The sequence below is a fragment of the Methylocystis sp. JAN1 genome (genome assembly GCF_052186135.1).
Taxonomy (GTDB): domain Bacteria; phylum Pseudomonadota; class Alphaproteobacteria; order Rhizobiales; family Beijerinckiaceae; genus Methylocystis.
The window spans coordinates 3,499,474-3,522,133 of sequence record NZ_CP181499.1 but is presented as its reverse complement, the minus strand read 5'-3'; the positions used below and the strand labels follow the sequence as shown (position 1 = coordinate 3,522,133).

Genomic DNA, 22,660 nt, shown 5'->3' with positions numbered 1-22,660 from the left:
GCCAGGATTGGACTATACGCCGCCCGCCGCGCTTGTGTAGTATGACCGTCCGGAAGGTCGAGCGGCGCCAGGGCGCGTCCAAAAGGCAGCAGAGCGGTTATGAAGGTCACACTGGTTCAGATGAATTCGATTGGCGACAAGGCCGCCAATCTCGCCAACGCCAAAGCCCTCATCGAACGGGCCGTCTCCCAGGAAAAACCGGATTGGATCTGCCTGCCCGAGGTTTTCGACTTCATCGGCGGTTCGCGGGCCGAAAAGATGGCTGCGGCCGAGGAGCTGCCCGGCGGCCCGGCTTATGAGATGTGCGGCGCGCTGGCCCGCGAGCACAAGGTCTTCATCCATGCGGGCTCGATCCTGGAGAAGATTCCGGGCGAGGCGCGCCTCCACAACACCAGCGTCGCCTTCAATCGCGACGGCAAGGAAGTGGCGCGCTACCGCAAGATACACATGTTCGACATCACCGCGCCGGACGGCGCGAAATATCACGAAAGCGCCGCCTTCAAGCCCGGCGACGAGGTCGTGACCTATGATTGCGAAGGCGTGACGGTCGGTTGCGCGATCTGCTACGACCTGCGCTTCTCTTATCTGTTTCAGGCGCTTGCCGACAAGGGTGCGGACATCGTTGCGCTGCCCGCCGCCTTCACCCTCGTCACCGGCAAGGATCACTGGGAGGTGCTCTGTCGCGCGCGCGCCATCGAGATGCAGGCCTATCTCTGCGCGCCGGCGCAGACCGGCGCCCACAAGGCGGGGCATGAGACGCGCTTCACCTATGGCAATTCGCTGATCGCCGACCCCTGGGGCCATGTCGTGGCCAAGGCGTCGGACGGACCGGGCCTCGTTTCGTCCTATGTCGATGTCGACCGCATCCGGAAGGTTCGCGCCATGATCCCGGTATCGCAGCATAAGGTAAAGCTGGCGGTCTAGGCGAAGCCCAGGGTCGCCGCTCCGCGCGCTGCGCGGCCATGTTTTCGCCAAGCGGCGCCATGGCCTTGCATCTCTATGATTTATGCGTACTATGCCCTGAGTGAGCTGTATTGCTTGCGAACATTAATCTGTTTCGTCGCGTTACTCGAGGGTCTGGGGAACAGCGTGTCAACGCGGATCAGCGCAAACGCGGCAGACGTCCATGTCTGTGACCATCCCGCATGGTAAGAAAGAACGAGTCAGGAAACACATTGACGCGCGCCGCGTTGCGGGAGGCGGTTTACGGCTGTTGCCCGACGCTGTCGCGCGCGGAGGCGCGCAAGATCCTCGACTCGACGTTCGAAGAGATCAGCGAGGCTTTGCTGCGAGGCGAGTCCGTCAAACTGCGTTCATTCGGCACGTTCAATGTCCGCTCCAAGCGCGAACGCATCGGCCGCAACCCCAAAACCGGCGTGGAAGCCACAATTACGCCGCGTCGTGTCCTCACCTTCAAGGCGTCTCCCGTGCTCGTTGCGCATGTGAACGGCGACGCCATCATCCCGATAGAGGATGATTGAGAAATAAGCGCCGGCCGTGCATAGGTGAGGGGAGCGCTTTAGCGCCCGCAGCGGAGTGCGGGCGACGCCATCCTTCAAAGGGCCAAAGATGCGAAAGTTGAGCGCGGCCGTGGCCGCCTTCGCCGTTCTTGCCGCGCTGATCGGCGCGCACAGCAAGGACGCCGACCTGTTCGTCCTCGCCGTCGCTTCAGGGCTGTGCGCCTACACCACCTGGCGCGGCGCCGACATGTCGAGCTTCATGAAAATCTTCGCGACGATCTTTTCCACCGAGACGATCGTCTTCGGCTTCGTCCGGCTGGTGCAGGCGGAAGGCGCCTGGCCGCAGGCGTTAGCCATTTATGCGCCGCCCGAGAGCATGTCGGTCACGGTCGCGGTCTTTTCCATCATCGTCTATGCGGTGTCGCGCATTCCGGTGGTGCTGGAGATGACGCGCATCGCCGACCTGTATTTCCACGCGACCGACCGCGGCGAAGCGCGGGTCTGGCCGTTTCCCCGGTTCTCCGCGCGCGAAAGCGCCATCGCCATCGCGATGATCGTCGTGCTGGTGCTCATCAATCAGGCGCAGGTCGGCATTTCCGTGCGCCTCTCCTTCTTCAACCGCGACTGGTTCAATGCGATCCAGGAGAAGAACGCCGACGAGTTCTGGCGCCAGCTCCTCTATGTCTTCACGCCGTGGGCCTTCATCTACGTCACCACCGCCGTGGTCGAATATGTGCTCAAGTCGATGCTCACGATCCGCTGGCGCCGGTGGCTAACCGAGCATTATGTGCACCGTTGGCTCGGCGCGCATACGCATTACGGCATGACGCTCGCGGGCGGCGACGCCGACAACCCCGACCAGCGCATCGCGGAGGACGTGAACCGCTTCATCGACGGCGGCGAGGAAGGCTACGGCATCTACTCCTATTCGATCCTGCTGATCTCGACGCTCAGCTCGCTTGTTTCCTTTTCCTTCGTTCTGTGGGAGCTCTCGGGCAATTACGCGTTGCCGGGCACCAATATCCACATTCCGGGCTTCCTGTTCTGGGTCGCGCTGATCTACGCCTCGCTCGGCACCGTCGTGACGCACCTCATCGGCCGCTCGCTCACGCGCCTCTTCTTCGAGCAGCAAAAACGCGAAGCCGATTTTCGCTTCTCCCTCGCACGCCTGCGCGAATATAGCGAGCAGATCGCGCTGCTGTCGGGCGAAGAGGAAGAGGAGGGATCGGCGCTGCGGCGCTTTCAGCGCGTCTTCGCCAACTATCTGGCGATTGTCCGCAAGCGAAAGGAGCTGATGGGCTTCACGGCGGCCTATGGCCAGCTCTCTCCGATCATCCCCTATCTGATCACGGCGCCCTTCTATTTCGCCGGGAAGATCCAGCTTGGCGTGATGACCCAGACGGCGAGCGCCTTCGGCCGGGTCGAAGGCGCGCTCACCTTCTTCATCAACTACTATACGTTCCTCGCGAGCTTCAAAGCGGTGCTCGACCGTCTGAGCTCGTTCGACCGCACGATTGACGCGGCGCGGAAGCAGCAGGAAGAGACGCGGGCGATCTCGCGCGGCGGCTCCCGCGACATCGCGCTGCGCAATCTCTCGCTCGGGCTCCCCGACGGCCGGCGCATCGTCAATGTGGGCGCGCTCGCCTTCGAGCCCGGGCGGTCGACGCTGCTGACCGGCCCGTCGGGGTCAGGCAAGTCGACCCTCTTCCGCGCCATCGCCGGCATCTGGCCGCATGTCTCGGGCGATATTGTCCTGCCGCAGGGCGCGAGCGTCATGCTCGCCCCGCAGCGCCCCTATATCCCGATGGGGACGCTCGTTCACGCCGTGGTCTATCCCGGAAATGCGGACGACTATTCCCGCGCCGATATCGAGGAGGCGCTACGCGCCGCGCGGTTGTCGGGCTTCGTCGAGCGGCTCGATGAAGACAATAACTGGGGCCAGCGGCTTTCCGGCGGCGAACAGCAGCGCGTCGCCATCGCCCGCGCGCTTCTGGCGAAGCCGGACTGGCTTTTCCTCGACGAGTCGACCTCGGCGCTCGACGAGAAGCTGGAAGGGGAAATTTACGCGATGCTGCGCGAGCGTCTGCCAAGGACAACCATCGTCTCCATCGGCCACCGCTCGACGCTGCACGATTATCACGACCGGCGGATCGTGATGGAGGCGGGCTCCGACGGGCTTTTCGTTCCGCGCGACAAGGTGCTGGCGTGAGCGAGGCCAAATCGGGATCGGGCCGCGAGGGTGGGCGCTCGCTGAAAACGCGGGTGAAGACCGCGCGCAAGCGTTCATTGTCCTCGACGCTCTGGCTCGAGCGCCAGCTCAACGATCCTTATGTCGCGCGCGCGAAGCGCGAGGGCTACCGCTCTCGCGCCGCCTATAAGCTCCTTGAGATGGACGACCGCCACCATCTCTTCAAGCCGGGCGGCCGCATCGTCGATCTCGGCGCCGCGCCGGGCGGGTGGTCTCAGATCGCCGCCGTCCGCGTGAAGGCGAAGGACGGCAAGGGAAAGGTCGTCGGCGTCGATCTGCTCGACATGGAGCCGATCGCCGGAGTCGCTTTCGCCGTGAAGGACTTCAACGACGAAGACGCGCCGGATTTCATCAAGAAGATGCTCGGCGGCGAGGCCGACGGCGTCATGTCGGACATGGCGGCGAACGCCACGGGACACAAGCAGACGGACCATCTGCGCATTGTGGCGCTCGCCGAGCTTGCGGCCGACTTCGCGATCGACGTGCTGGCGCCGGGCGGCTTCTTCGTCGCGAAGGTGCTGCAGGGCGGCACGGAGGGACAGTTGCTCGCGCGGCTGAAACGTGATTTCGCGACCGTGCGCCACGTGAAGCCCGCTGCGAGCCGCGCGGATTCGGCGGAGCTTTATGTGCTGGCGACGGGCTTTCGTGGAAGGCGGGAGCCCGCAGAAGTCTAAGTCGCTCGCGTCTGTGTTTTCACATAGGAGTCGATCTCGGCGATGCGGTCGCGCTTCTCTTCCTCGGATAGGAACGAGGCCGCGAAGCTGTTTCTCGCAAGCTGCGCCAGCTCCTCGGCGGCAAGCGCGAACGCTTCTTCAACCGCGCGGTAATTTGCATTTAAATAACCGCCGAAATAGGCCGGATCGTCCGAGTTGACGGTGACGGCGACGCCCGCTTCCATCAGCCGCTTCAGCGGATGCGCGCGGAGGTCGGGATAGACGCGCAGGCGGATATTCGAGATCGGGCAGACCGTCAGCGCGATGCGCTCTTTGGCCAGCCGCGCGACGAGCGCCGGGTCGTCGACCGCATGGACGCCGTGATCGACGCGCTCGATCCGCAAGCGATCCAGCGCTTCGGCTACATAGGAGGCGGGGCCTTCCTCTCCGGCATGCGCCATGGCGCGAAGGCCAAGCGACCGGGCGCGTTTGAAGACTTCCGTAAATTTCCCCGGCGGATTGCCGGCTTCGGCCGAATCGAGCCCAACGCCGGTCAGGCGATTGAGCCAGGGCATAGACGCGTCCAGGACCGACATGGCGTTCTCGGCGGAAAGATCGCGCAGGAAGCACATGATGAGTCGCGAGGTCGGACCTCCGTCGCGAGCGGCGTCCGTCAGCGCCGCGCTCAATCCCTCTACGACGACGCCGAATGGAACGCCGCGGCGCATATGCGCCTGCGGGTCGAAGAAGATCTCGGCGTGGCGAATATTCTCGTCGCGGGCGCGCGCGAGATAGGCGCGTGCGAGATCGTAGAAGTCACGCTCGGCGACAAGAGCCTGCGTTGACTGGTAATAGAGATCGAGAAAGTCCTGGAGGTCGCGGAATTCATAGGCGCGCCGAAGGGCTTCCACGGAAGCGTAGGGCAGCGTTACGCGATTGCGCTCGGCCAGCGCGAAAACCATCTCGGGCTCCAGCGTGCCCTCAATGTGCAGATGAAGCTCGGCTTTCGGCAGTCCGGCGACAAAATCGTCCATGGCGCTTTCAGGTCTTTCTAACTCTCAACTGGCGCGCTCATGGTTGCGGGAAAGACCTTTCCGGCCTGTCAATTGCAAACGCAAGATTTAAGCGCGCCGTCCCGTCAGCTCGTCGCCGGCGTCGGGCGCGAGGCGCAGGAAGCAGGTCGTGGAAAGCGTCGAGATGGCCGCCACGACATAGAAGGCCGGCGCGAAATCTTCCGCTCGCAACATTCCGCCGCCGTGGAGCGCACGTATGGTTTCGAGCGCGGCGGCCCCGATCGCGACGCCGGTGGACAGCGACAATTGCTGTCCGACGGCGGCGAAGCTCGTCGCATTGCTCATCGATCCTTCCGGGATGTCCGCGTAGCAGATGGCGTTGAGCGCGGTGAATTCGAGCGAGCGAAAGAAACCGCCGACAAGCAGCGAGGCCATGATGAGCCAGTGCGGCGTCATCTGCGTGAAGAAGGCGTTGGCGGCAAGGAAGAGGGAGGAAATCAAGGCATTGGCGATGAGCACCCGGCGGAAGCCAAAGCGCTTCAGGATCGGCTGCGCCGTCGTCTTCATCACCATGGCGCCCGCCGCCGCGACGAAGGTGAGAAGGCCGGATTCGTAGGCGCTGAGCCTGAAACCGACCTGCAGCAGAAGCGGCAGAAGAAAGGGTACGGCGCCAAGTCCGATGCGGAAGAGAAAGCCGCCATAGATCGCGGCGCGAAAGGTGGGGATGCGCAGCAAGGCAAGATCGATGATCGGATAATCCGCGCGCCGCGCGTGGGCGAGATAAGCGAGGAGCGCCGCGGCGCCGAGCGAGATCACCAGGGCCACGACAGGCGCCGGCGCGAAGCCGCGCCCCAAAATCGTGAAGCCGAAGACGAGAAAGGACAGGCCGAAGCCGGAAAGCGCCGCGCCTTTGACATCGAGCGGCGGGACGCTCTCCTCCCGCAGATTGGGGATGAAGCGCGTCGCCAGCGCGGCGCCGAGCAGGCCGATCGGCACATTGATCCAAAAAATGTAGCGCCAATTGAGGTAGGTCGCGAGAAAGCCGCCGAGCGGCGGGCCGATCAGCGGACCGATCAGCGCGGGAATGGTGAGCCAGGCCATGGCGCGCACGAGCTCGTGACGTGGAGCCGTGCGCAGCAGCACCAGCCGCCCTACGGGCACCATCATCGCGCCGCCAAGCCCCTGAATGACGCGCGCGGCGACGATGGCCGTGAGCGAATGGGAGAAGCCGCAGAGGATGGATCCGAAGGTGAAGACGCCGATCGCCGCGCGAAAGACGCGGCGCGCGCCGAATTTGTCGGCGGCCCAGCCGGAAAGGGGAATGAACACGGCGAGCGAGAGAAGATAGGCCGTCAGCGCCAGCTTCAACGCCACCGGATCTTCATGGAGATCGGTCGCCATGGCCGGCAGGGCGGTGGCCAGCACCGTGCCGTCCAGATTTTCCATGAAGAGCGCCGTCGCGACGATGAGCGGCGTAATGACGAAGGAGGGCAAGCGCGCGGGCCCCCGTCATTGCGAGGAGCGGCGCGACGAAGCGGTCCGGCGTCCTGGCCACGCTCCGGATCGCGTCGCGTCGCTCGCGATGACGGGCGTCGAAATAGCTGCGCGCGTCATATCAATTTCAAGCCCCTGAAACTCGACTGTCCGTTGCGTCCGACGATCAGGTGGTCGTGCACGGAGATGCCGAAGGGCTGCGCAATGGCGATGATGTCTTTCGTCATACGGATATCGGCGGTGGAAGGCGTCGGGTCGCCGGAAGGGTGGTTGTGCGCGAGGATGAGCGCGCTCGCGCCGAGCTCCAGCGCGCGCCGCACCACCTCGCGCGGATAGACGGGCGTATGGTCCACCGTGCCGACGCCCTGGACCTCGTCGGCGATCAGCGCATTGCGCTTGTCGAGAAAAAGGATGCGAAACTCCTCGCGCTCCGCATAGGCCATGGCGGTGCGGCAATAGTCAGTTACCGCCGAAAAGGAGGAGAGAACCTTGCGCTTTTCCAGCGCGCCGCGCGCGAGACGGCGCGCCGCCGCCTCGGTGATCTTGAATTCGACGATGGCGCTTTCCGGGAGGCCCGGAACTTCCTTGAGCCGCTCGGGGCGGGCGGCGAGCGCTTCGGCGAAGGAGCCAAAGCGCTCGACGAGCGCCTTGGCGAGCGGCTTTACGTCGCGCCGCGGAATCACGCGAAAGAGCAGCAGCTCCATCAGTTCGTAATCCGCCAGCGCATTCTCGCCGGCTTCCATGAAGCGGTCGCGCAGGCGCTGGCGATGGCCGTGATAATGCGGGAGCTGGGCTTCCTGCAAGCCCGACCCGGCGGCGTCGCCTTTAGGCGGCGTCATGCGGCCGCGCTGGCGGAGCCCGACGGATTGTCGAGGCCTTTGGGCGAGGCCGTGAAAATCTCGGCGCCGGTTTCCGTAACGCCGATAGAGTGCTCGAATTGGGCCGAGAGCGAGCGGTCGCGCGTCACCGCGGTCCACCCGTCCGACAGGATTTTCACCGCCGGCTTGCCGAGATTGATCATCGGCTCGATGGTGAAGAACATACCGGGGCGCAGCTCCACGCCCTGTCCCTTCACGCCGTAGTGCAGGATGTTGGGTTCGTCGTGGAAGACGCGGCCGAGGCCATGGCCGCAAAAGTCGCGCACGACCGAGCAACGCTCCGCCTCGGCATATTGCTGGATCGCCGCGCCGATGTCGCCTGTGGCGGCGCCGGGCTTCACCGCCGCGATGCCGCGCAGGAGCGACTCGTAGGTGACGTCGATCAGGCGTTGGGCCTTTCTCGGGATCTCGCCCACCGCGAACATGCGGCTCGCGTCCCCATGCCAGCCGTCCAGAATGAAGGTCACGTCGATATTGACGATGTCGCCTTCGCGAAGCGGCTTGTTGTCGGGCACGCCATGGCAGACGACATGATTGATCGAGGTACAGATCGACTTGCGGTAGCCACGATAGTCGAGCGGGGCCGGATAGGCCCCATTGGCGATGGCGAAGTCGAAGACGAGGTCGTCCAGCTGCTGCGTGGTCACGCCGGGCTTTACATGCGGCACAAGCATGTCTAGCGCCTCGGCGGTGAGGCGGCCGGCCTTGCGCATGCCTTCGAATTCCTCGGGCCCATGCAGTTTGATTTGACCGCTTTTGCGGCCGGCGGGGGCGAGGTGGGACTCGATGAAGGTCATACGCGCTCGTCTGCATCCAAGGTTTTCGGGATTATCGACAAGGTAGTGATTTACGCGGCCAAAGCAAGGATGACGAAGCCGGAGGCGATTTGCCGCCTCGCGGTTTCGGCGCGGGATTTGTATAGTGCAGCCGCGGCGGCCAGACGGGTCCGCCAAGGGGCTTTCACAACGAAATCGAGCGAACGCCAGCCTTGCACCAAAAACGCATCGATTCGATAGACTTCTGGCGAGGGGTGGCGCTGGTCGCCATCCTCGTCAATCACATGCCCGGCAATGTTCTCGGGGCGATTACCCCGAGGAATTTCGGCTTTTCCGATTCGGCGGAGCTGTTCGTCTTCCTCTCGGGCGTTTCGGTCTATCTGGCCTATGGCGAGAAATTCAGATCGAACTCCGCCGCCGCTGTCGCCATCGGGCGGCGCATCGCCAGGCTGTATGGCGCTCATATCGTCTCGACGGCGGTGGCGCTCGCGCTCTTCGGGCTCGCCAACGAATATACGCCAAACGATCTGCTTGGCGCGGAACACGGGCGGGCGACGCCTTTTCTCGACCCGGTCAGAGGGATTCTCGGCATTCTGACGCTGAGCCACCAGGTCGCTTATTTCAACATACTGCCGCTCTATATCGTGCTCATGATCGCGACGCCGCTGCTGCTTGCCCTTGCGCTGCGGGACCGCGTCGCCATGCTGGCGGCTTCCGCGGCCGTCTATGCGGGCGCCCGGTTCGCGGGCGTCAATCTGCCTTCCTGGCCGGAGCCCGGCGGCTGGTATTTCAACCCTTTCGCCTGGCAATTCATGTTTGCGCTCGGCATTTTTTGCGGCGGGGCGCTGCGCGGGGAAGGCGTGCCTTTCAATATTGGCGCTTTGAGGTTTTCGCAGACCTTTACGATCGCCTCGGGGCTCGTGGTTTCGAATGTCTTCGGCCTGGCGCCGGGCCTCGTCGACGAGGCGGGGCGCTATCTCGACTGGGACAAGAGCCAGCTTGGGGTCGCAAGGATCGCTGATTTCATCACGCTCGCTTATGCGGTCCACTTCTCCAACCTGAATTGGAGCATCAAGGACACCGCCCTTTTCGCCTTTTTCGCGCTTCTTGGGCGCAACCCGCTGACTATTTTTTGTGCAGGCAGCCTGATCAGCGCGCTGGGGCAGATCCTGGCCGGCCTGGATCTGGCGTCGCCCGTTTTTGACGTGGTCTATGTGGGCGCCGCGCTTTTGCTGCTGCACGGGCTCGCCGGCCTCCTCGACCGCGCCGGGACGGCCTTTGCCGGAAGGAGCGTCGGGGACAGGGCGCGTGTGGCAAGCGAGGCCTGACGCCGGGCGAGGCTTGGCGTTCTCCGCCCGGACCGCCATAATCAGGGTCCCAGGGAGGCGGGGGCGGAAATGAAAGAACCCGGAACGGGCGAAGAGCCGGCGACGGCGGCGGTTCTCGTCATCGGCGACGAGATCCTGTCGGGCCGCACGCAGGACGTCAATACGCGCTACATCGCCAATTATCTCGCGGAGATTGGCGTCGATCTGCGCGAGGTGCGCCTCGTGTCGGACGACGAAGACGAGATCGTTGCGGCCCTCAACGCGCTGCGCGCCCGTTACACCTATGTTTTCACGACGGGCGGCATCGGTCCGACGCATGACGACATCACCGCCGACGCGGTGGCCAGGGCCTTCGGGGTGGGGATCGGCGAGGACCCGCGCGCCATCGCCCTGCTGCGTGAGCGCTTCACCGAGGAGGAGCTCAATCCCGCCCGCCGCCGCATGGCGCGAATCCCCGAGGGCGCCGAACTCGTGCGCAACGGCGCCTCCAAGGCGCCGGGTTTCTGGATCGGCAACGTCATCGTCATGGCCGGGGTGCCGGTCATCATGCAGTCGATGATGGACACGGTGGGGCCGCAACTGCGGGCGGGCGCGCGCGTTCATGTCGAAACCATCGAGGCGGGCTCGATTCCGGAAGGAAGCTATGCGATGAAGCTCGAGGAGATCGCCCGCGCGCGCGAGGGCGTGAGCATCGGCTCCTACCCGCATTTCTCGGCGGCCGGCATTCGCAACCAGATCGTGCTGCGCAGCCGGGACCCCGCGCGCCTTGCGGCGGCGGGGGAGGCGGTGCGGGCGCTCCTCGCCGAACTGGCGGCGCAGGCATGAGAAGGATGGGCGAGGGCGACATGCAGATCAGCCCGGACAAAACCTTCCCCGTCTCCTGGGACATGTTCCACCGCGACGCCCGCGCGCTCGCCTGGCGCCTCGCGACCATCGGCGGCTTCTCGGCCATCGTCGCGGTCACGCGCGGCGGCCTCGTGCCAGCCGGCATCGTCGCGCGCGAACTCGGGATCCGCGTGATCGAAACCGTCTGCGTCGCCAGCTATCATGAGGAGACGGAGCGCGACACGATCGAGGTGCTCAAACCCCTGACCGACACGATTCTCTCGCGGCCGAGCGAGGAAGTTCTCATCATCGACGATCTCGTCGATACGGGCGCGACCGCCAAGGCCGTGCGGGAAATGCTGCCCAAGGCTCATTTCGCCACCGTCTATGCGAAGCCGCAGGGCCTGCCCATGGTCGACACTTTCGTAACCGAGGTCTCGCAGGACACCTGGATCTATTTTCCCTGGGACACGGGCCTGTCCTTCCAGGCCCCGATCCGCAAGACGCAGCGCGGGAGCCGGCGGGGTTAAAAACCCGCTTGGCGCCGTTGCGAGGCCCGCCCTATAAGGTTTGCGCGTGGCTCCATGCTTTGCGGGCGTGGCGAAACTGGTAGACGCAACGGACTTGAAGAAATTTGAGTGCTCATGCGGGAAACCGCGCGAGTAGAACCGCTCAAAGTCGGGGAACCCTCGAAAGTGGCGATCCCGAGCCAAGCCCGCCATTTCGGCGGGAAGGTGTAGAGACTAGACGGGCGGCGCCTAAGGCGCATTGGCGCTAGGGCGAAGGGATAGTCCAGACCCCAAACCCGCGAGAGTGGGGCGGCGAAAGCCGTAGCGGGTAAGAAAATCCGTAGGGCCGCAAGGCCTGTGCCGGTTCGATTCCGGCCGCCCGCACCAAGCCGTTCAGAACGGCCTCGATTCCGCCACCGCGCGGTAAGCCTTTACAGCCGCCGCGAGCCTCCTTTTCGAATCGCCGGCGGGCTGTGCGAGCTGGCCGGCGGCATATCCGATCAGCGGATCGGCCCCGGCCGGCAGGTTGCGGATTGCCTCGACCAGAAACTCCGCCATCGCTTGCTCGTCGTGTAATTCTCCCAGGCAGTTCTGCATGCGCTCCAGACGCGCCAAGAGGCGCCGCAGGCGCTTGCGCGCGGCGACAAGTCGGGGCGCCGATTTGAAGAAATTCGCCATGTACCGAAGTTTTTTCGCCTTGATTCGGACCTTGTGACGCTCGGCCGGATCGAGCGTCGCAAGGGGCCGGGCGCGTTTGACGAATTTGCGAAGCTGCTTCTTGAGCGCTCGGCGCGCAAAGGGTTCGATCGGTTCTTGTGCTCCCCGATCGCGCCAACGCCAGGTCCCTTCCTCGATCCAGGCGGAAAGTTCAACCAGAAGCAGCCGCAGGCGCAGCGACGCGACCGCGGCGTTTACCGCCTCATGCGCGCCATCCCTTTTGGCGCCAGTGAGTTTTGCGAGTTCGGCCGCGCCAGGATTGTCGTCGCTCTTGGCCGCCGGCTCGAAGGCGTTGTCCTGAAAGACATCCAGATCCCGCGCCTCGCCGAAAACATGAGAAATCCATTTCAACTCGTCGTCGAAACGCTGAAAATCGCGGTCCTCGACCATGGGCTTGAACAATTGAAGGGCGGCCCTCAGGCGTCTCAGTGCGACCCGGCCCTGATGGAGGGCTTCGACGCGATCCGGGCTCTCGAGAGCCTGCATATTCACGATGAAATCATGGAGACAGCTATGGCAGGCGAGTTGGAACGCCTCGGCGCAGTTCATTCGCCTTTTGAACTTCGGCGGGCGCCCCTTGAATGCGTGTCCCCAGGCGCCGTCGGCCAAAAGACGGCCTCGTTCCGCCTTGCTGATGAGATTGAGAGCGATCGGCGCGGCGGCGCACAGGCGGCGCGCCAACTCAAAAAGCTCTGTCCTCTCGCCGCTCTTGAGTTCGAGCTCCAGTTCGACGAAGGGAATGAGCGCGCCTTCGCATCTGACTTCGCCGCGGTCCAGCGCCGCCTCGATCTCGCTTCCGTGCAAGCTCAGAGTTGAAGCTTCTCGCTCCACCTCCACCTCGAAGTTGCATTGCAGGCGATCGCGCATCTTCGGCTTCCTGACGAGACGCGCCAGAGGCGTGGCGTCGAACGCGTCCAGATTGGGCGTCTCGCCGTCCGCCTCGGTTTCATATTCGTCTCTTTCGAGCGCAGAGGGCTGCTCCCGTTTTATAGTCTGCTTGCTATGACGCCCCTCTTTGCGGACGCGCAGGGTCGTTCCGTGACGCCACAGATAATCGTCCGCCGTATCGAAATATCGAGAGATGAGATGCAGGTGATTTGGCGAGCCCGCCTTTTCGTGGCCGAGCGCCGCCCTTACGGCTGGCAAGGCGTTTGGGGGAAAGACGAATTTCAATTCGGATTCGACGCCGTTCGCCATCGATCGCCCCTCTGAGACGACGCTCTTTTCAATTTAGAGCTGTGGCGGGCGCCCGCGAAGGAAAGGAACCCGATCATTTTTTCGTGCGCCAGAGACGGATTGAACCGGGGAGCGCAGGCCCGCGCGCTGCGAGCGGAACTGCAATGGTTCGGGGGCGGCCGAGGCGCGAGGTTAATGTGAAAATGGCGGTTTCCGCCATCATCCTTAACTTTTGTTAACGGTTCGCGGACATCATGGGACGCGCGCGCACATGTGCGCGATCCGTGATTCGGCGAGCATTGATGAGCGACGCAGCGAAGCGACTTCCGATCGACCAGGCCTTCGCGAGCGTCTCCGCCAAGACTGCGACATCCCGCTCGCGTCTGGAGATGATTCTCGCCTCCGGCGGCGATGAGCGCATCTGGCCGGACCCGGTGACGCGCCGCAATTGCTGCGGGACGCCGACGCCGCCGGCGCCGGACGAAATCTGGTTCTCGTCCTCCACCGCCAGCGCCATCACGGAGCGCGGCTATGCCGCCGCGCGTGACGCTTTCCACCGACTCTCTCAGGAGGGCGCCGATCTCACCCGGTGGTTCGACGACATTCGCGCACGCATCTCCGCGCAATTTGGCGCGCCGGGCGTGGAAGTGGTTCTCACCGCATCTGGAACGGAAGCGGAGTTGGCCGCGCTCGCCGTCGCCAAGGCGCTGTTCGGCCGCCCGATCGCCAATATCGTGGTCGCGCCGGACGAGACCGGCAGCGGCGTCGCGCTCGCGTCGACAGGCGCGCATTTCGCGGCGACGGCCGCTTTTGAGCCGCATGTCGCCAAGGGCGCCCCGCTTGCCGGCTGGGAGAAGGACGACGTGGCCATGCGCCGGCTTGAGATCCGCGACGCCAGCGGCCGGCTGCGTTCTCCGGCGGAGATCGACCGCAGCGCGGGCCTCGCGGTCGCCGACGCCCTGCGCACCGGCCGCGCCGCGCTGCTGCATCTCCTCGATTCCTCCAAGACCGGCCGCAGCGGCCCGGGCCGCGCTTTCGCGCGCCAGATTGCGGCAAGCGCCGGCGGCCGTACGCTCGTCCTCGTGGACGCCTGCCAGTTGCGCTGCTCCGCCGAGCAGATTAAAGCCGATCTCGCCGATGGCTTCCTGGTGATGGTCACCGGATCGAAATTTGCCGGCGGCCCGCCCTTCTGCGGCGCGCTGCTGATCCCCCTGGACAAGGCCGAGAAGCTGCGCGGCATGCGCCTGCCGGCGGGTCTCGCCGCCTATACGACGCGTTGCGATTGGCCCAAGAGCTTCGAGGGCGCTTTCGAGGCTGCGAATTTCGCGCCCGCCAATCTCGGCATGGGGCTCCGCTGGACCGCGGCTCTTGCGGAGATCGAGGCGTATTTCGGCATCCCGGCGCGCCTGCGCGAGGAAATCGCCATGCTCTTCGCCGAGTCGGCGCGGCGTTGCGTCGCCGGCAATCCGGATCTCGACTTTCTCGACGCCGAATGCTGGCGGCTGGGCGGTAGGCCTGCGACGATCTTTCCGATCCTCACCCATCGCGGCGATCCGGCGCAGACTCGCCTGATCTACGATTCGCTGCGCGCCTCGACGGGCGCGCTCAATTCCCCGGAATATGCCCGCGTTTGCCATGTCGGCCAGCCGGTCGTCATCGGCGGCCGGGCGGTCCTGCGCCTGTGCTTCAGCATGCCGCAAGCGAATGTCGTCGCCGAGCGCGTGGCGGCGGGGCTCGACGCCGACGCGGCCTTTCTGCCGCTGCGACGGGACATGGAGCTTTTGTTCCGGAAATGGGGCGCGCTCGCCAAGCGTATCGGCGTGAATGGCGGGCTGACGCTCGCCGCATCCAACAGTTGAGATCAGCGCCGCGCAAAAGAGAACGTCCGTGGCTTTTTCCTTTTTGAGCCGCACGCGGAAGACCGAAGCGCCGGCCGAGGCGGCGAGCTTCGACACGGCGCATGGCGGCCCCCGGATGTCCATGGTCGAATGCTTGCGGCGCGCCGCCCAGCAGACCGGCGCGCCGCCCACGCAACTGACGCGCGAATACTCGCGCCTCGCCTTCGGCCCGGGCAAGATCTCCTTCGGAGATTATGTGAAATACCGCCTCTTCGACGACGCTTGGCTGAACGGCGCCGAGAAAGCCGATTTCATCGGCGCGCGTCGCAATCGCGAGCTCGTGATCGAGATCAATTATCGTCATGACTGGCACGGGCTGTTGACGAACAAGCTCGTCTCTACGAGCTATCTCGCGACCTATGGCCTGCCAACGATCGCCCCTCTCGCGATTTATGCGCCGGGCATGGCGGTCGCGTCGGACAAGCTTCTCCGCTCGCGCGAAGAGATGCGAGCCTTCCTGCTTGACGAAAGCCATTATCCCATCTTCGGAAAGCCGGTCGAAAGCTTCCAGAGCCTGGGCGCGCTGGCGCTTTTAGGCTGCGACGCCGCGTGCGGCGAACTGACCGCCGTCGGCGACAGGCGCCTGAAGGTCGACGCGACGCTCGACGATATCGAGAAACATTACGGCGCCGGCTACCTCTTTCAGAAGATGGTGAAGCCGCATCGCGACCTGGTCGCCAAGATCGGGGAACGCCTTGCAACGGTGCGCATTCTCACCGTCGCGACGCCCGGCGGCCCCAAAGCGTTTCGCGCGGGCTGGAAGATTCCCGCCGCAGGCAATGTCGCGGATAATTTCTGGCGCCCCGGCAATATGCTCGCGGGCCTCGATTTCAAGACGGGCCGCGTCGAGCGCGTTACGAGCGGCGTCGGTTTCGAGATGAAGGACGTCACGCATCATCCGGATACGGGCGCCGAGCTGATCGGCCTCGCCGCGCCGGATTGGGAGAAGATGAAGGCGACTGCCGTCGAAGGCGCGAAAGTGCTGCGTCATTTCGGCATTGTCGGCTGGGACATGGCGGCGACGGACGACGGGCCGGTGATCGTCGAAGCAAACGAAACGCCGGATTTCGGTCTCGTTCAAGTTGCGGATCGTCGCGGGATCGCCTGCGACGAGTTCAACGACCTGATCGCCATGCAGCAGACCGCCAACGCCGCGCATGTGAAACGCATCAAGGACGCGGTGGCGCGGCTCTGACGGGCGCACATTGGTATCAATTCCGCTTGATCGGTCGAGTGCGGCCCTCAATTGAGAGGAGGCCTTGCCGGCGAGGCGATTCCGCGCCGCAATAGCCGCGCGGACGGCTTCGCCTTCGGATCGCAATGACGCCGCGTACAGGTTATTTTGACGGAGGCGCGGAGGACGGCGGTAAAGCAAGCCTGCTATGGCGGCGACCATACAGAAAATAGATCGCGAGCCCGACCGCCATCCAGATGAGAAACCGCTCCCAGGCGATGGGCGGAAGCCGTGACAGCAGCCACAGCGAGAAGCCTATGCCGACAAGCGGCGTGAAAGGAACGAAAGGCGTGCGGAAAGTTCTTGGCGCGTCGGGCCGCGTTTTCCGCAACACGATGATCGCCACGCAGATCACGACGAAGGCCGATAGGGCGCCGATGTTCACGAGTTCGGCGACCTCCTTGATCGGATAAACCGCCGCGACGGTCGCCGTCAGCGCGCCGGCGATGAGGGTCGGGCGATGCGGCGTGCGAAAGCGCGGATGCAGAACCGCAAACCAGCCGGGCAAAAGCCCGTCGCGGCTCATGGCGAACCAGATGCGCGCGCAGCCAAGGAGAAAGGCGAGCATGACGCTTGTAATGCCCGCCACGGCCGCGACCGACACGATGAAGGCGACCCAGGGCAGGCCGATCGTCTCGAAGGCGGTGACGACGGGGGCGGGATTGCCGAGCGTGCGATAGGGAGCGATGCCGGTCAGCACGAGCGCCATCGCCACATAAAGCGCGAGCGATATGACGAGCGAGAGCAGCACCGCGCGGGGCAGGTCGCGCTGGGGATGGCGCGCCTCCTCGGCCGCCGTTGTGAGCGTGTCGTAGCCGAATACGGCGAAGAACACGACCGCCGCTCCCTCCGCGACGCCCGAAAAGCCGAAGGGCATGAAGGGAGACCAATTCTCGACGCGAACATGAGGCGCGCCGATGGCGATTACGAAGAGCACGGCGGCGACCTTGAGGATCACCATGATTGTATTGAAGCGCGCGCCCCATTCGATGCGCAGCGTGAGGAGGCCTGCGACGCCGATCGCGCCGAGGGCCGCCAGGAGGTCGACGACATGGCCAGGCCCGGTCCCCGCGGCGCCCGACGCCCAATCGGGCAGCGGCATGCCGAGTTGTCCAAGGACCGCCTGGAAATAGCCTGACCAGCCGATGGAGACGACGGCGACGACCAGCGCGTATTCGAGCAACAGATCCCAGCCGATGATCCAGGCGACAAGTTCGCCAAGCACCGCATAGGCATATGTATAGGCGCTGCCGGCAACCGGAATGAGTCCGGCGAACTCGGCGTAGGAAAGCGCCGCGGCGCCGCTCGCGACCCCAGCGATCACAAAGGAAAGAGCGACGGCGGGTCCCGCCTGTGTCGCCGCGACCACGCCTGTCAGCACGAAAATGCCGACGCCGATAATTCCGCCGAGCCCGATGCTGGTGAGCTGCCAGACGTCGAGAACGCGGTTGAAGCCTTTGCCGTCTTCCTCCCGGCGCAAAAGCTCGATGGACTTGGCGCGCGTCAGTTCGCGGAAGCTCATGCCTCGCCCTCCCAATGCTTGGGCTTCACATAAGCGATCGCGTCGGCGCTGTCATTATGGTAAAAGAGCGGCCGCAAGGCCGCTCCCAGGATGAGGCCCAAGTGTTGGGCGCTGAAGGAAGAAGCCCTTTATGCCGAGGAGCCTGCGCAGCAAGCGTCTCGAAGCACGAGGGGCGTCGCTACTCGTCAGTCGCCTGCGCTCCCTTCGGGCCGGCTTATTTCTTTTCCGCCGCTTCGAGATGCGTCAGCGCTTCTTCGGCGTGTTTCGTCGCGCCCGGCGCGTCTTTTTTCTTGCCTGTGTCGATGGCGGCTTCGAGGTGGGTAATGCCCTCTTTGGTATGCTCGTTGGCCTGTTCGGCTTCCGCTTGCTTGGCGTGCTTCAGCGCGGCTTCCGCGTGAGTCACGAGCACGTCGGCATGGCCCATCTTGCCATGATCGATCGCCTCTTTGGTATGCTTAACAGCTTCAGCAAGATGGTGACTTTCGGCAAGGGCCAGCTTGGGCGTGAAGGCCAAACCGACGGCGAGGGAAAGCGCGACAGCGAAAACTCTGCGGTTCATCGTGAGCTCCTCAAATTATATCCGCATCGCACATATGGTGCCGTCGATCGGCGTTTTCCATAGGCCTCGGCACAGCCTCGGCCCTTCACTGCCGATCCGCGGCGAAGAGCGCGCAGCTCTCCCCAAATTCTCCCAGGCCGCTTTCGAGGTAGGACGCGAGCAAGGGTATGCCGAGAAGATAGGTCGAGGTGGAGCCTTCGTGTCGCGCTCGCGCCTGACGAACGGCTTCGTCCCAGTCCTCTGCGCCATATTCGCCTCGCCCGACCCAGGTCAGCGCGACAAGCTCCGCTTGCTCGTCGTCGTCCATGGCGCCGATGAAGGCGGCGATCTCGTCGCACACGGTATTGTAGGCGTCTTCCGTGAGAACGCTGATAAATTTGTCGTCTGTCGGATTGGAGGCGTCGGCGTCGAGTCCTTCGTCCTCGCTCTCCAGTTCACGCGCCTTCACGACGACGTAGCAGACCTTGTCGGTGTTGATGGTCGGCATGAGTCTTCCCTTCGCCTTGCAGCTTGGCCGCGGCCCTTGCCGTGGAGCCTCGCGGTTTTCATATATTCCCTGCACGGGCTTTTCGCCCCTCTGCAGTCGAATCTGGAGCAGCATATGCGTGTCGGCGCGCCGAAGGAGATCAAGAACAACGAATATCGCGTCGGCTTGACGCCTTCCTCCGTCGCCGAACTCGTACATGCCGGGCATGAAGCTCTGATTGAGTCGGGCGCGGGAGACGGCGCGGGGCTGAGCGACGAGGAATATGTCGCCGCCGGCGGCTCGCTCGTCGACAAATCGGAAATCTTTGCGCGCGCCGATCTCATTGTGAAGGTCAAGGAGCCGCAGCCTTCCGAAATCGCGCTGCTTCGGCCTGGCCAGCTTCTCTTCGCCTATCTGCATCTCGCCGCGGACCGCGCGCTGACCGAAGGCCTGATGCGAAGCGGCGCGCATTGCATCGCCTATGAAACGGTGACGGCGCCGGGCGGCGGATTGCCGCTTCTTGCGCCCATGTCGGAGATTGCCGGACGCCTTGCGCCGCAGATGGGCGCGCGCTTTCTCGAAAAGCCGACCGGTGGGCGCGGCGTGTTGCTCGCGGGCGCCCCCGGCGTGCCGCCGGCTGATGTGCTCATTCTCGGCGCCGGAAGCGTCGGCCTCCATGCCGCGACCATCGCCCTTGGCATGGGCGCCAATGTGCTGCTCGCCGATCGAAGCGTGGACGCCCTGCGTCGCGCCGAAACAAGACTGGGCTTTGCAGCGCGCACGATCTATTCGACGCGCGCGGCCATCGCCGAGTCCGTCAAGCGTGCGGATCTCGTCATTTGCGCGGCGCTTACTCCTGGCGCTCGCGCGCCGGTCCTCATTACGCGCGACATGCTGAAAACCATGAAACGTGGATCGGTGATCGTCGATGTCGCCATCGACCAAGGCGGATGCTGCGAAACGTCGCGTCCCACCAGCCACGTCGACCCGATCTATATCGTCGATGGCGTCGTTCATTACTGCGTCACGAACATGCCCGGCGTCGTGCCGCGCACATCGACCTTCGCCCTCAACAATGCGACGGCGCCCTTCACGCTCGCGCTCGCGAACAAGGGCTGGCCAAGGGCGCTCCGCGACGACGCGCATCTGCGCGCGGGCCTTGAAATCACCGGCGGCCGCGTCGTCTCGGCGCCCGTCGCGTCGGCGCATGAACTGCCTCTGACGCCAATGAGCGATGTTCTTCTCGGTTAAAAAATTGCTAAAAGTTGACATTCAACTACGTTTGGAAAGAAACGAGCTGCCTTAAGATCGTTGTTTACTATTAGTATTCTGTTGACCGCGAGGTTGCACGGAATTTAACTGAGCTCATCCGCCGATTCGAACGGCCGCCTGATTTCCGAGCAAGGAGCCTTGAGCATGTTCATCATCGTCGACGAGCGTGATCTCGTAACGAACGGATACGCCTGTCGATTTGGTCAGGAGGGCATTGCTTCGACGGGATTTCGTCCCGGTCAGTTCAGGGATTGGGTGGCGAGCGCCGGCGAGGGAGACGTGCAGGCGGTCGAGGCCTTTCTCATCGGCGAGTGTCCAGAGCGGGAGGAATTCCCGCGCATCATTCGAAGAAGATCGCCGGCGCCGGTCATCGCCATGAATGACGGCCCCTCGCTCGAGCAGACGCTTGGCCTTTTCAGCGCCGGCGTCGACGACGTGGTTCGCAAGCCCGTGCACGTGCGCGAGATCCTTGCGCGCGTGCACGCCATCCGGAGACGGGCCGAGTCGCGACCGGACTGCGCCACTGTCGGCGGCATTCAGGTTTTCTTCAACGGCGCCGATCCGATCGTAAATGGAGAGACGCTCTCGCTGCCGCGACGCGAGCGCCGCATTCTCGAATATCTCCTAGTCAATCGCGGACGTCGGCTGACGAAAGCGCAAATCTTCAACGCGGTCTATGGCCTTTTTGACGACGACGTTGAGGAGAACGTCATTGAAAGCCACATCAGCAAGCTGCGCAAGAAGCTACGCGCGCGTCTGGGCTACGATCCAATCGACTCGCAGCGTTTCCTGGGCTACCTGCTGGTGACCCAGCCGCTTTCGGAGGGACAGAGCGGCGGCTTGCGCGCCGCGGGATAATTGGTTCTTAGCTTTTTAAATGCAAGCTATCGCCTCGCTGAACAGCGAGGCGCGTTTTGTCTGAGTTTCTTGATGTTTTGCATGGAATCGAAAATCGCACGATCGCCGAGGAGAGAATTCTTCCGGCCCCTCGTCGCATTTCCACCCTTTCGACGGCGTTGTCGGACGCCGGCAATTCAACCGCAAAAGCTCTGAGCGCCTACCAACAGTTTTGTTTGGAGGCGCCATGGACCCCTTCGCATTCCGCCCCTCTCTCCGCAGTTGAATTTTCCAAAAAACTCATGGCCGCGCGCGGCTCCCGGGTTGCGCTGCATGCCCTACGCCGACACATCGCCTGGCGCCTGCATCCCGATCGCCACGCCAATGGCGCCCTTGCGTCCGAAGTAACGCTCGCGCAATGCAATGACGCAATCGATACGGCTCTCGTCTATTGCAAAGCTACTTATCCCGAATAACGCCGGCCTGCGTGACAACTAACCATTTTTGCGCGGACTGGCGAATAGAAGTGACCAACCCAAGTCCGGCGATGCGCGAGCCCGTCGAAACACGCTGAATGCGTCCTTCTGGAAGCCTGACGAGCGCCGTATCGCGCGACGCCTCGAGAATTTCGTAGGTGTCGAGCATGGCGCTCTCCGCATGGCGATGTGTGGCGCCGACAGGCATGTAATCAATGCCGTTCTCCTGACGGCGCGGCTGCGGAGCCCGGTTCGTCGGCTTGGCGTAGATGGCGAAATGCTCGAGGCCAGCGATTTCCGGCTGGTTTTGGGATTGCGAGAGTTCGCGCGCCGCGAATGCGAGGCTTCCCGCCGCGAGCGCAACCCCCACGCCATACAGGACGATGTCGGACGATTGAAGCAGACTCAGGCGCATATTTCATCTCCAAATCTATCTTGGGACAACTATGCGCCGACCTTGGCGCGAAACTTGAAGGAGGCGTTGGGAGAAGTAAACGATTGTTAATCGACGCAAGTTCCGTGAAAGCTTCAATATTTAGGTTTGAAGCATTGCAGCAAAGCAAGAGGCCTCCATGCATCCGATGTCGCAACTCGATCAACTCCGGCGCCAGATGGCGGAGGAGCTCACGCAAATCCCGCAGTATCGCGCCCTGAAGTCCATGGAGCGGTTTATCGCGGAGCTCTCCGCCATCTACGAGACGCCGATCGAGCCGCTGGAAGTTTCCGCAGGCGAGGACTCCAACAAGAAGATCGCGCAGGCGATCGAAAGCCATTTGCGCGGGGAATCCGGTCCCGCCATTGTCAAAAACGCGGCCTATTTACCAGTGCATCGCGTCGCGTAACGGCGAGCGCGCGCGGCCGCGGCCGCGCGCTTAGCGCGGCAGGTCTTCCCTTGAGACGAAGGTGAAGTTCTTCACCAGTGTTTCCTTGATGACCTTCTTGCCCAACCGATGGTTGACATTGGCGGTGAGCCGAGTCGTAAGCGCCGCAAGATCCGCCTTGCGGAGATGAGAGAAATCCGTCTGCGGATCTGCGTAAATCAAACGGAACGCCTCATCCATGACAAAGCTTTCCGGATCCAGGCCGCCGCCGTGGCCATCCGAGACGCTGACAATATTAAATTCCGCGGAGACATAGCCTTTCAAGACGCCGCCGACGATCACCGGAACGGTGATCGGTTTGATCGAGCGCGCCTGCGTCTTTTCTTCGCGCTGGCTGGCGGCTCCATGTTCCGGCGTCAGGCGCCAATATGCGCCGCCGAAGGTCGCGGCGAGGGTCACGGCGCAGGCCCAAAGGCCGACGAGCAGCGTTTTTCCCAT

23 protein-coding genes are annotated in these 22,660 nt (G+C 63.8%); 13 read left to right on the top strand and 10 right to left on the bottom strand.

Features of this window, described 5'->3' with window-relative positions:
- Positions 1-99: 99 nt before the first annotated feature.
- The 4 genes from ACNHKD_RS16840 to ACNHKD_RS16825 all read left to right on the top strand — a co-directional run bounded on the left by ACNHKD_RS16840 (position 100) and on the right by ACNHKD_RS16825 (position 4,382).
- Complete coding sequence (locus ACNHKD_RS16840) at positions 100-924, top strand: carbon-nitrogen hydrolase family protein (RefSeq protein ID WP_442754637.1); 825 nt, start codon at positions 100-102, stop codon at positions 922-924.
- A gap of 221 nt (positions 925-1,145) precedes the next feature.
- Positions 1,146-1,481 (top strand): integration host factor subunit alpha, encoded by a 336-nt coding sequence (locus ACNHKD_RS16835; protein WP_442754636.1) that lies wholly within the window; start codon positions 1,146-1,148, stop codon positions 1,479-1,481.
- Positions 1,482-1,569: 88 nt separating this feature from the next.
- Positions 1,570-3,669: an ABC transporter ATP-binding protein/permease gene (locus ACNHKD_RS16830; protein ID WP_442754635.1), complete on the top strand. Its 2,100-nt coding sequence runs from the start codon at positions 1,570-1,572 to the stop codon at positions 3,667-3,669.
- The gene (locus ACNHKD_RS16825; protein WP_442754634.1) at positions 3,666-4,382 is read left to right on the top strand and encodes an RlmE family RNA methyltransferase; all 717 of its coding nucleotides are present in this window, start codon (positions 3,666-3,668) and stop codon (positions 4,380-4,382) included. Before ACNHKD_RS16830 ends, ACNHKD_RS16825 begins: the two co-directional genes overlap by 4 nt.
- Here ACNHKD_RS16825 and ACNHKD_RS16820 read toward each other — a convergent pair.
- The 4 genes from ACNHKD_RS16820 to map all read right to left on the bottom strand — a co-directional run bounded on the left by ACNHKD_RS16820 (position 4,379) and on the right by map (position 8,543).
- Positions 4,379-5,395, bottom strand: a complete 1,017-nt coding sequence (locus ACNHKD_RS16820) for an adenosine deaminase (RefSeq protein WP_442754633.1) — start codon at positions 5,393-5,395, stop codon at positions 4,379-4,381. The genes ACNHKD_RS16825 and ACNHKD_RS16820 overlap by 4 nt on opposite strands.
- An 87-nt stretch (positions 5,396-5,482) precedes the next feature.
- Entirely contained in the window at positions 5,483-6,868 is a 1,386-nt protein-coding gene (locus ACNHKD_RS16815; RefSeq protein ID WP_442754632.1) for an MFS transporter, read from the bottom strand.
- A gap of 116 nt (positions 6,869-6,984) precedes the next feature.
- Complete coding sequence (radC, locus tag ACNHKD_RS16810) at positions 6,985-7,707, bottom strand: RadC family protein (protein ID WP_442754631.1); 723 nt, start codon at positions 7,705-7,707, stop codon at positions 6,985-6,987.
- Positions 7,704-8,543, bottom strand: coding sequence for a type I methionyl aminopeptidase (gene map / locus ACNHKD_RS16805; RefSeq protein WP_442754630.1), 840 nt, complete (start codon positions 8,541-8,543; stop codon positions 7,704-7,706). Before map ends, radC begins: the two co-directional genes overlap by 4 nt.
- 191 nt (positions 8,544-8,734) lie before the next feature.
- On the opposite strand from map, the gene ACNHKD_RS16800 reads away from it, so the two are divergent.
- The 3 genes from ACNHKD_RS16800 (at position 8,735) to gpt (ending at position 11,205) form a co-directional block, all read left to right on the top strand.
- Entirely contained in the window at positions 8,735-9,850 is a 1,116-nt protein-coding gene (locus tag ACNHKD_RS16800) for an OpgC family protein (RefSeq protein ID WP_442754629.1), read from the top strand.
- Between the two features lie 69 nt (positions 9,851-9,919).
- A complete protein-coding gene (locus ACNHKD_RS16795) occupies positions 9,920-10,675 on the top strand; it encodes a competence/damage-inducible protein A (RefSeq protein WP_442754628.1) in 756 nt (251 codons plus the stop codon).
- Positions 10,672-11,205 (top strand): xanthine phosphoribosyltransferase, encoded by a 534-nt coding sequence (gene gpt / locus ACNHKD_RS16790; protein WP_442754627.1) that lies wholly within the window; start codon positions 10,672-10,674, stop codon positions 11,203-11,205. Before ACNHKD_RS16795 ends, gpt begins: the two co-directional genes overlap by 4 nt.
- A 372-nt stretch (positions 11,206-11,577) precedes the next feature.
- Here the strand turns inward: gpt and ACNHKD_RS16785 are convergent, their stop codons facing one another.
- A complete protein-coding gene (locus ACNHKD_RS16785) occupies positions 11,578-13,098 on the bottom strand; it encodes a CYTH and CHAD domain-containing protein (RefSeq protein WP_442754626.1) in 1,521 nt (506 codons plus the stop codon).
- A 281-nt stretch (positions 13,099-13,379) separates the two neighbouring features.
- Here ACNHKD_RS16785 and ACNHKD_RS16780 point away from each other — a divergent pair, with 281 nt between their 5' ends.
- A complete protein-coding gene (locus ACNHKD_RS16780) occupies positions 13,380-14,936 on the top strand; it encodes a hypothetical protein (RefSeq protein ID WP_442754625.1) in 1,557 nt (518 codons plus the stop codon).
- 28 nt (positions 14,937-14,964) lie between these two features.
- Positions 14,965-16,170 carry a sugar-transfer associated ATP-grasp domain-containing protein gene (locus tag ACNHKD_RS16775; protein WP_442754624.1) on the top strand — a complete coding sequence of 402 codons (1,206 nt, stop codon included), beginning with the start codon at positions 14,965-14,967 and terminating at the stop codon, positions 16,168-16,170.
- Between the two features lie 142 nt (positions 16,171-16,312).
- On the opposite strand, the gene ACNHKD_RS16770 is transcribed toward ACNHKD_RS16775, so the two are convergent.
- The 3 genes from ACNHKD_RS16770 to ACNHKD_RS16760 all read right to left on the bottom strand — a co-directional run bounded on the left by ACNHKD_RS16770 (position 16,313) and on the right by ACNHKD_RS16760 (position 18,777).
- Positions 16,313-17,731, bottom strand: a complete 1,419-nt coding sequence (locus ACNHKD_RS16770) for an amino acid permease (RefSeq protein ID WP_442754623.1) — start codon at positions 17,729-17,731, stop codon at positions 16,313-16,315.
- Between the two features lie 214 nt (positions 17,732-17,945).
- Complete coding sequence (gene smbP / locus ACNHKD_RS16765; RefSeq protein ID WP_442754622.1) at positions 17,946-18,290, bottom strand: small metal-binding protein SmbP; 345 nt, start codon at positions 18,288-18,290, stop codon at positions 17,946-17,948.
- An 85-nt stretch (positions 18,291-18,375) separates the two neighbouring features.
- Entirely contained in the window at positions 18,376-18,777 is a 402-nt protein-coding gene (locus ACNHKD_RS16760) for a DUF3775 domain-containing protein (protein WP_442754621.1), read from the bottom strand.
- 114 nt (positions 18,778-18,891) lie between these two features.
- On the opposite strand from ACNHKD_RS16760, the gene ald reads away from it, so the two are divergent.
- The 3 genes from ald (at position 18,892) to ACNHKD_RS16745 (ending at position 21,341) form a co-directional block, all read left to right on the top strand.
- Positions 18,892-20,007 (top strand): alanine dehydrogenase, encoded by a 1,116-nt coding sequence (gene ald / locus ACNHKD_RS16755; protein WP_442754620.1) that lies wholly within the window; start codon positions 18,892-18,894, stop codon positions 20,005-20,007.
- Positions 20,008-20,172: 165 nt separating this feature from the next.
- On the top strand, positions 20,173-20,886 hold the full coding sequence (locus ACNHKD_RS16750) for a response regulator transcription factor (RefSeq protein ID WP_442754619.1): 714 nt from the start codon (positions 20,173-20,175) through the stop codon (positions 20,884-20,886).
- Positions 20,887-20,942: 56 nt separating this feature from the next.
- Positions 20,943-21,341, top strand: coding sequence for a hypothetical protein (locus ACNHKD_RS16745; protein WP_442754618.1), 399 nt, complete (start codon positions 20,943-20,945; stop codon positions 21,339-21,341).
- Here ACNHKD_RS16745 and ACNHKD_RS16740 read toward each other — a convergent pair.
- Positions 21,325-21,756, bottom strand: a complete 432-nt coding sequence (locus ACNHKD_RS16740) for a hypothetical protein (RefSeq protein ID WP_442754617.1) — start codon at positions 21,754-21,756, stop codon at positions 21,325-21,327. The genes ACNHKD_RS16745 and ACNHKD_RS16740 overlap by 17 nt on opposite strands.
- Before the next feature lie 157 nt (positions 21,757-21,913).
- Between ACNHKD_RS16740 and ACNHKD_RS16735 the strand changes: the two genes are divergently transcribed.
- Positions 21,914-22,183 (top strand): hypothetical protein, encoded by a 270-nt coding sequence (locus ACNHKD_RS16735; RefSeq protein WP_442754616.1) that lies wholly within the window; start codon positions 21,914-21,916, stop codon positions 22,181-22,183.
- Positions 22,184-22,213: 30 nt separating this feature from the next.
- Here the strand turns inward: ACNHKD_RS16735 and ACNHKD_RS16730 are convergent, their stop codons facing one another.
- On the bottom strand, positions 22,214-22,660 hold the full coding sequence (locus ACNHKD_RS16730; protein WP_442754615.1) for a flagellar basal body-associated protein FliL: 447 nt from the start codon (positions 22,658-22,660) through the stop codon (positions 22,214-22,216).

Coding starts and splice junctions, on each gene's coding strand:
- ACNHKD_RS16840 (WP_442754637.1), top strand. CDS start 100: ATGAAGGTCACACTGGTTCAGATGAATTCGATTGGCGACAAGGCCGCC.
- ACNHKD_RS16835 (WP_442754636.1), top strand. CDS start 1,146: ATGGTAAGAAAGAACGAGTCAGGAAACACATTGACGCGCGCCGCGTTG.
- ACNHKD_RS16830 (WP_442754635.1), top strand. CDS start 1,570: ATGCGAAAGTTGAGCGCGGCCGTGGCCGCCTTCGCCGTTCTTGCCGCG.
- ACNHKD_RS16820 (WP_442754633.1), bottom strand. CDS start 5,395: ATGGACGATTTTGTCGCCGGACTGCCGAAAGCCGAGCTTCATCTGCAC.
- radC (WP_442754631.1), bottom strand. CDS start 7,707: ATGACGCCGCCTAAAGGCGACGCCGCCGGGTCGGGCTTGCAGGAAGCC.
- map (WP_442754630.1), bottom strand. CDS start 8,543: ATGACCTTCATCGAGTCCCACCTCGCCCCCGCCGGCCGCAAAAGCGGT.
- ACNHKD_RS16795 (WP_442754628.1), top strand. CDS start 9,920: ATGAAAGAACCCGGAACGGGCGAAGAGCCGGCGACGGCGGCGGTTCTC.
- gpt (WP_442754627.1), top strand. CDS start 10,672: ATGAGAAGGATGGGCGAGGGCGACATGCAGATCAGCCCGGACAAAACC.
- ACNHKD_RS16785 (WP_442754626.1), bottom strand. CDS start 13,098: ATGGCGAACGGCGTCGAATCCGAATTGAAATTCGTCTTTCCCCCAAAC.
- ACNHKD_RS16780 (WP_442754625.1), top strand. CDS start 13,380: ATGAGCGACGCAGCGAAGCGACTTCCGATCGACCAGGCCTTCGCGAGC.
- ACNHKD_RS16770 (WP_442754623.1), bottom strand. CDS start 17,731: ATGAGCTTCCGCGAACTGACGCGCGCCAAGTCCATCGAGCTTTTGCGC.
- smbP (WP_442754622.1), bottom strand. CDS start 18,290: ATGAACCGCAGAGTTTTCGCTGTCGCGCTTTCCCTCGCCGTCGGTTTG.
- ACNHKD_RS16760 (WP_442754621.1), bottom strand. CDS start 18,777: ATGCCGACCATCAACACCGACAAGGTCTGCTACGTCGTCGTGAAGGCG.
- ald (WP_442754620.1), top strand. CDS start 18,892: ATGCGTGTCGGCGCGCCGAAGGAGATCAAGAACAACGAATATCGCGTC.
- ACNHKD_RS16750 (WP_442754619.1), top strand. CDS start 20,173: ATGTTCATCATCGTCGACGAGCGTGATCTCGTAACGAACGGATACGCC.
- ACNHKD_RS16740 (WP_442754617.1), bottom strand. CDS start 21,756: ATGCGCCTGAGTCTGCTTCAATCGTCCGACATCGTCCTGTATGGCGTG.
- ACNHKD_RS16735 (WP_442754616.1), top strand. CDS start 21,914: ATGCATCCGATGTCGCAACTCGATCAACTCCGGCGCCAGATGGCGGAG.
- ACNHKD_RS16730 (WP_442754615.1), bottom strand. CDS start 22,660: ATGGGAAAAACGCTGCTCGTCGGCCTTTGGGCCTGCGCCGTGACCCTC.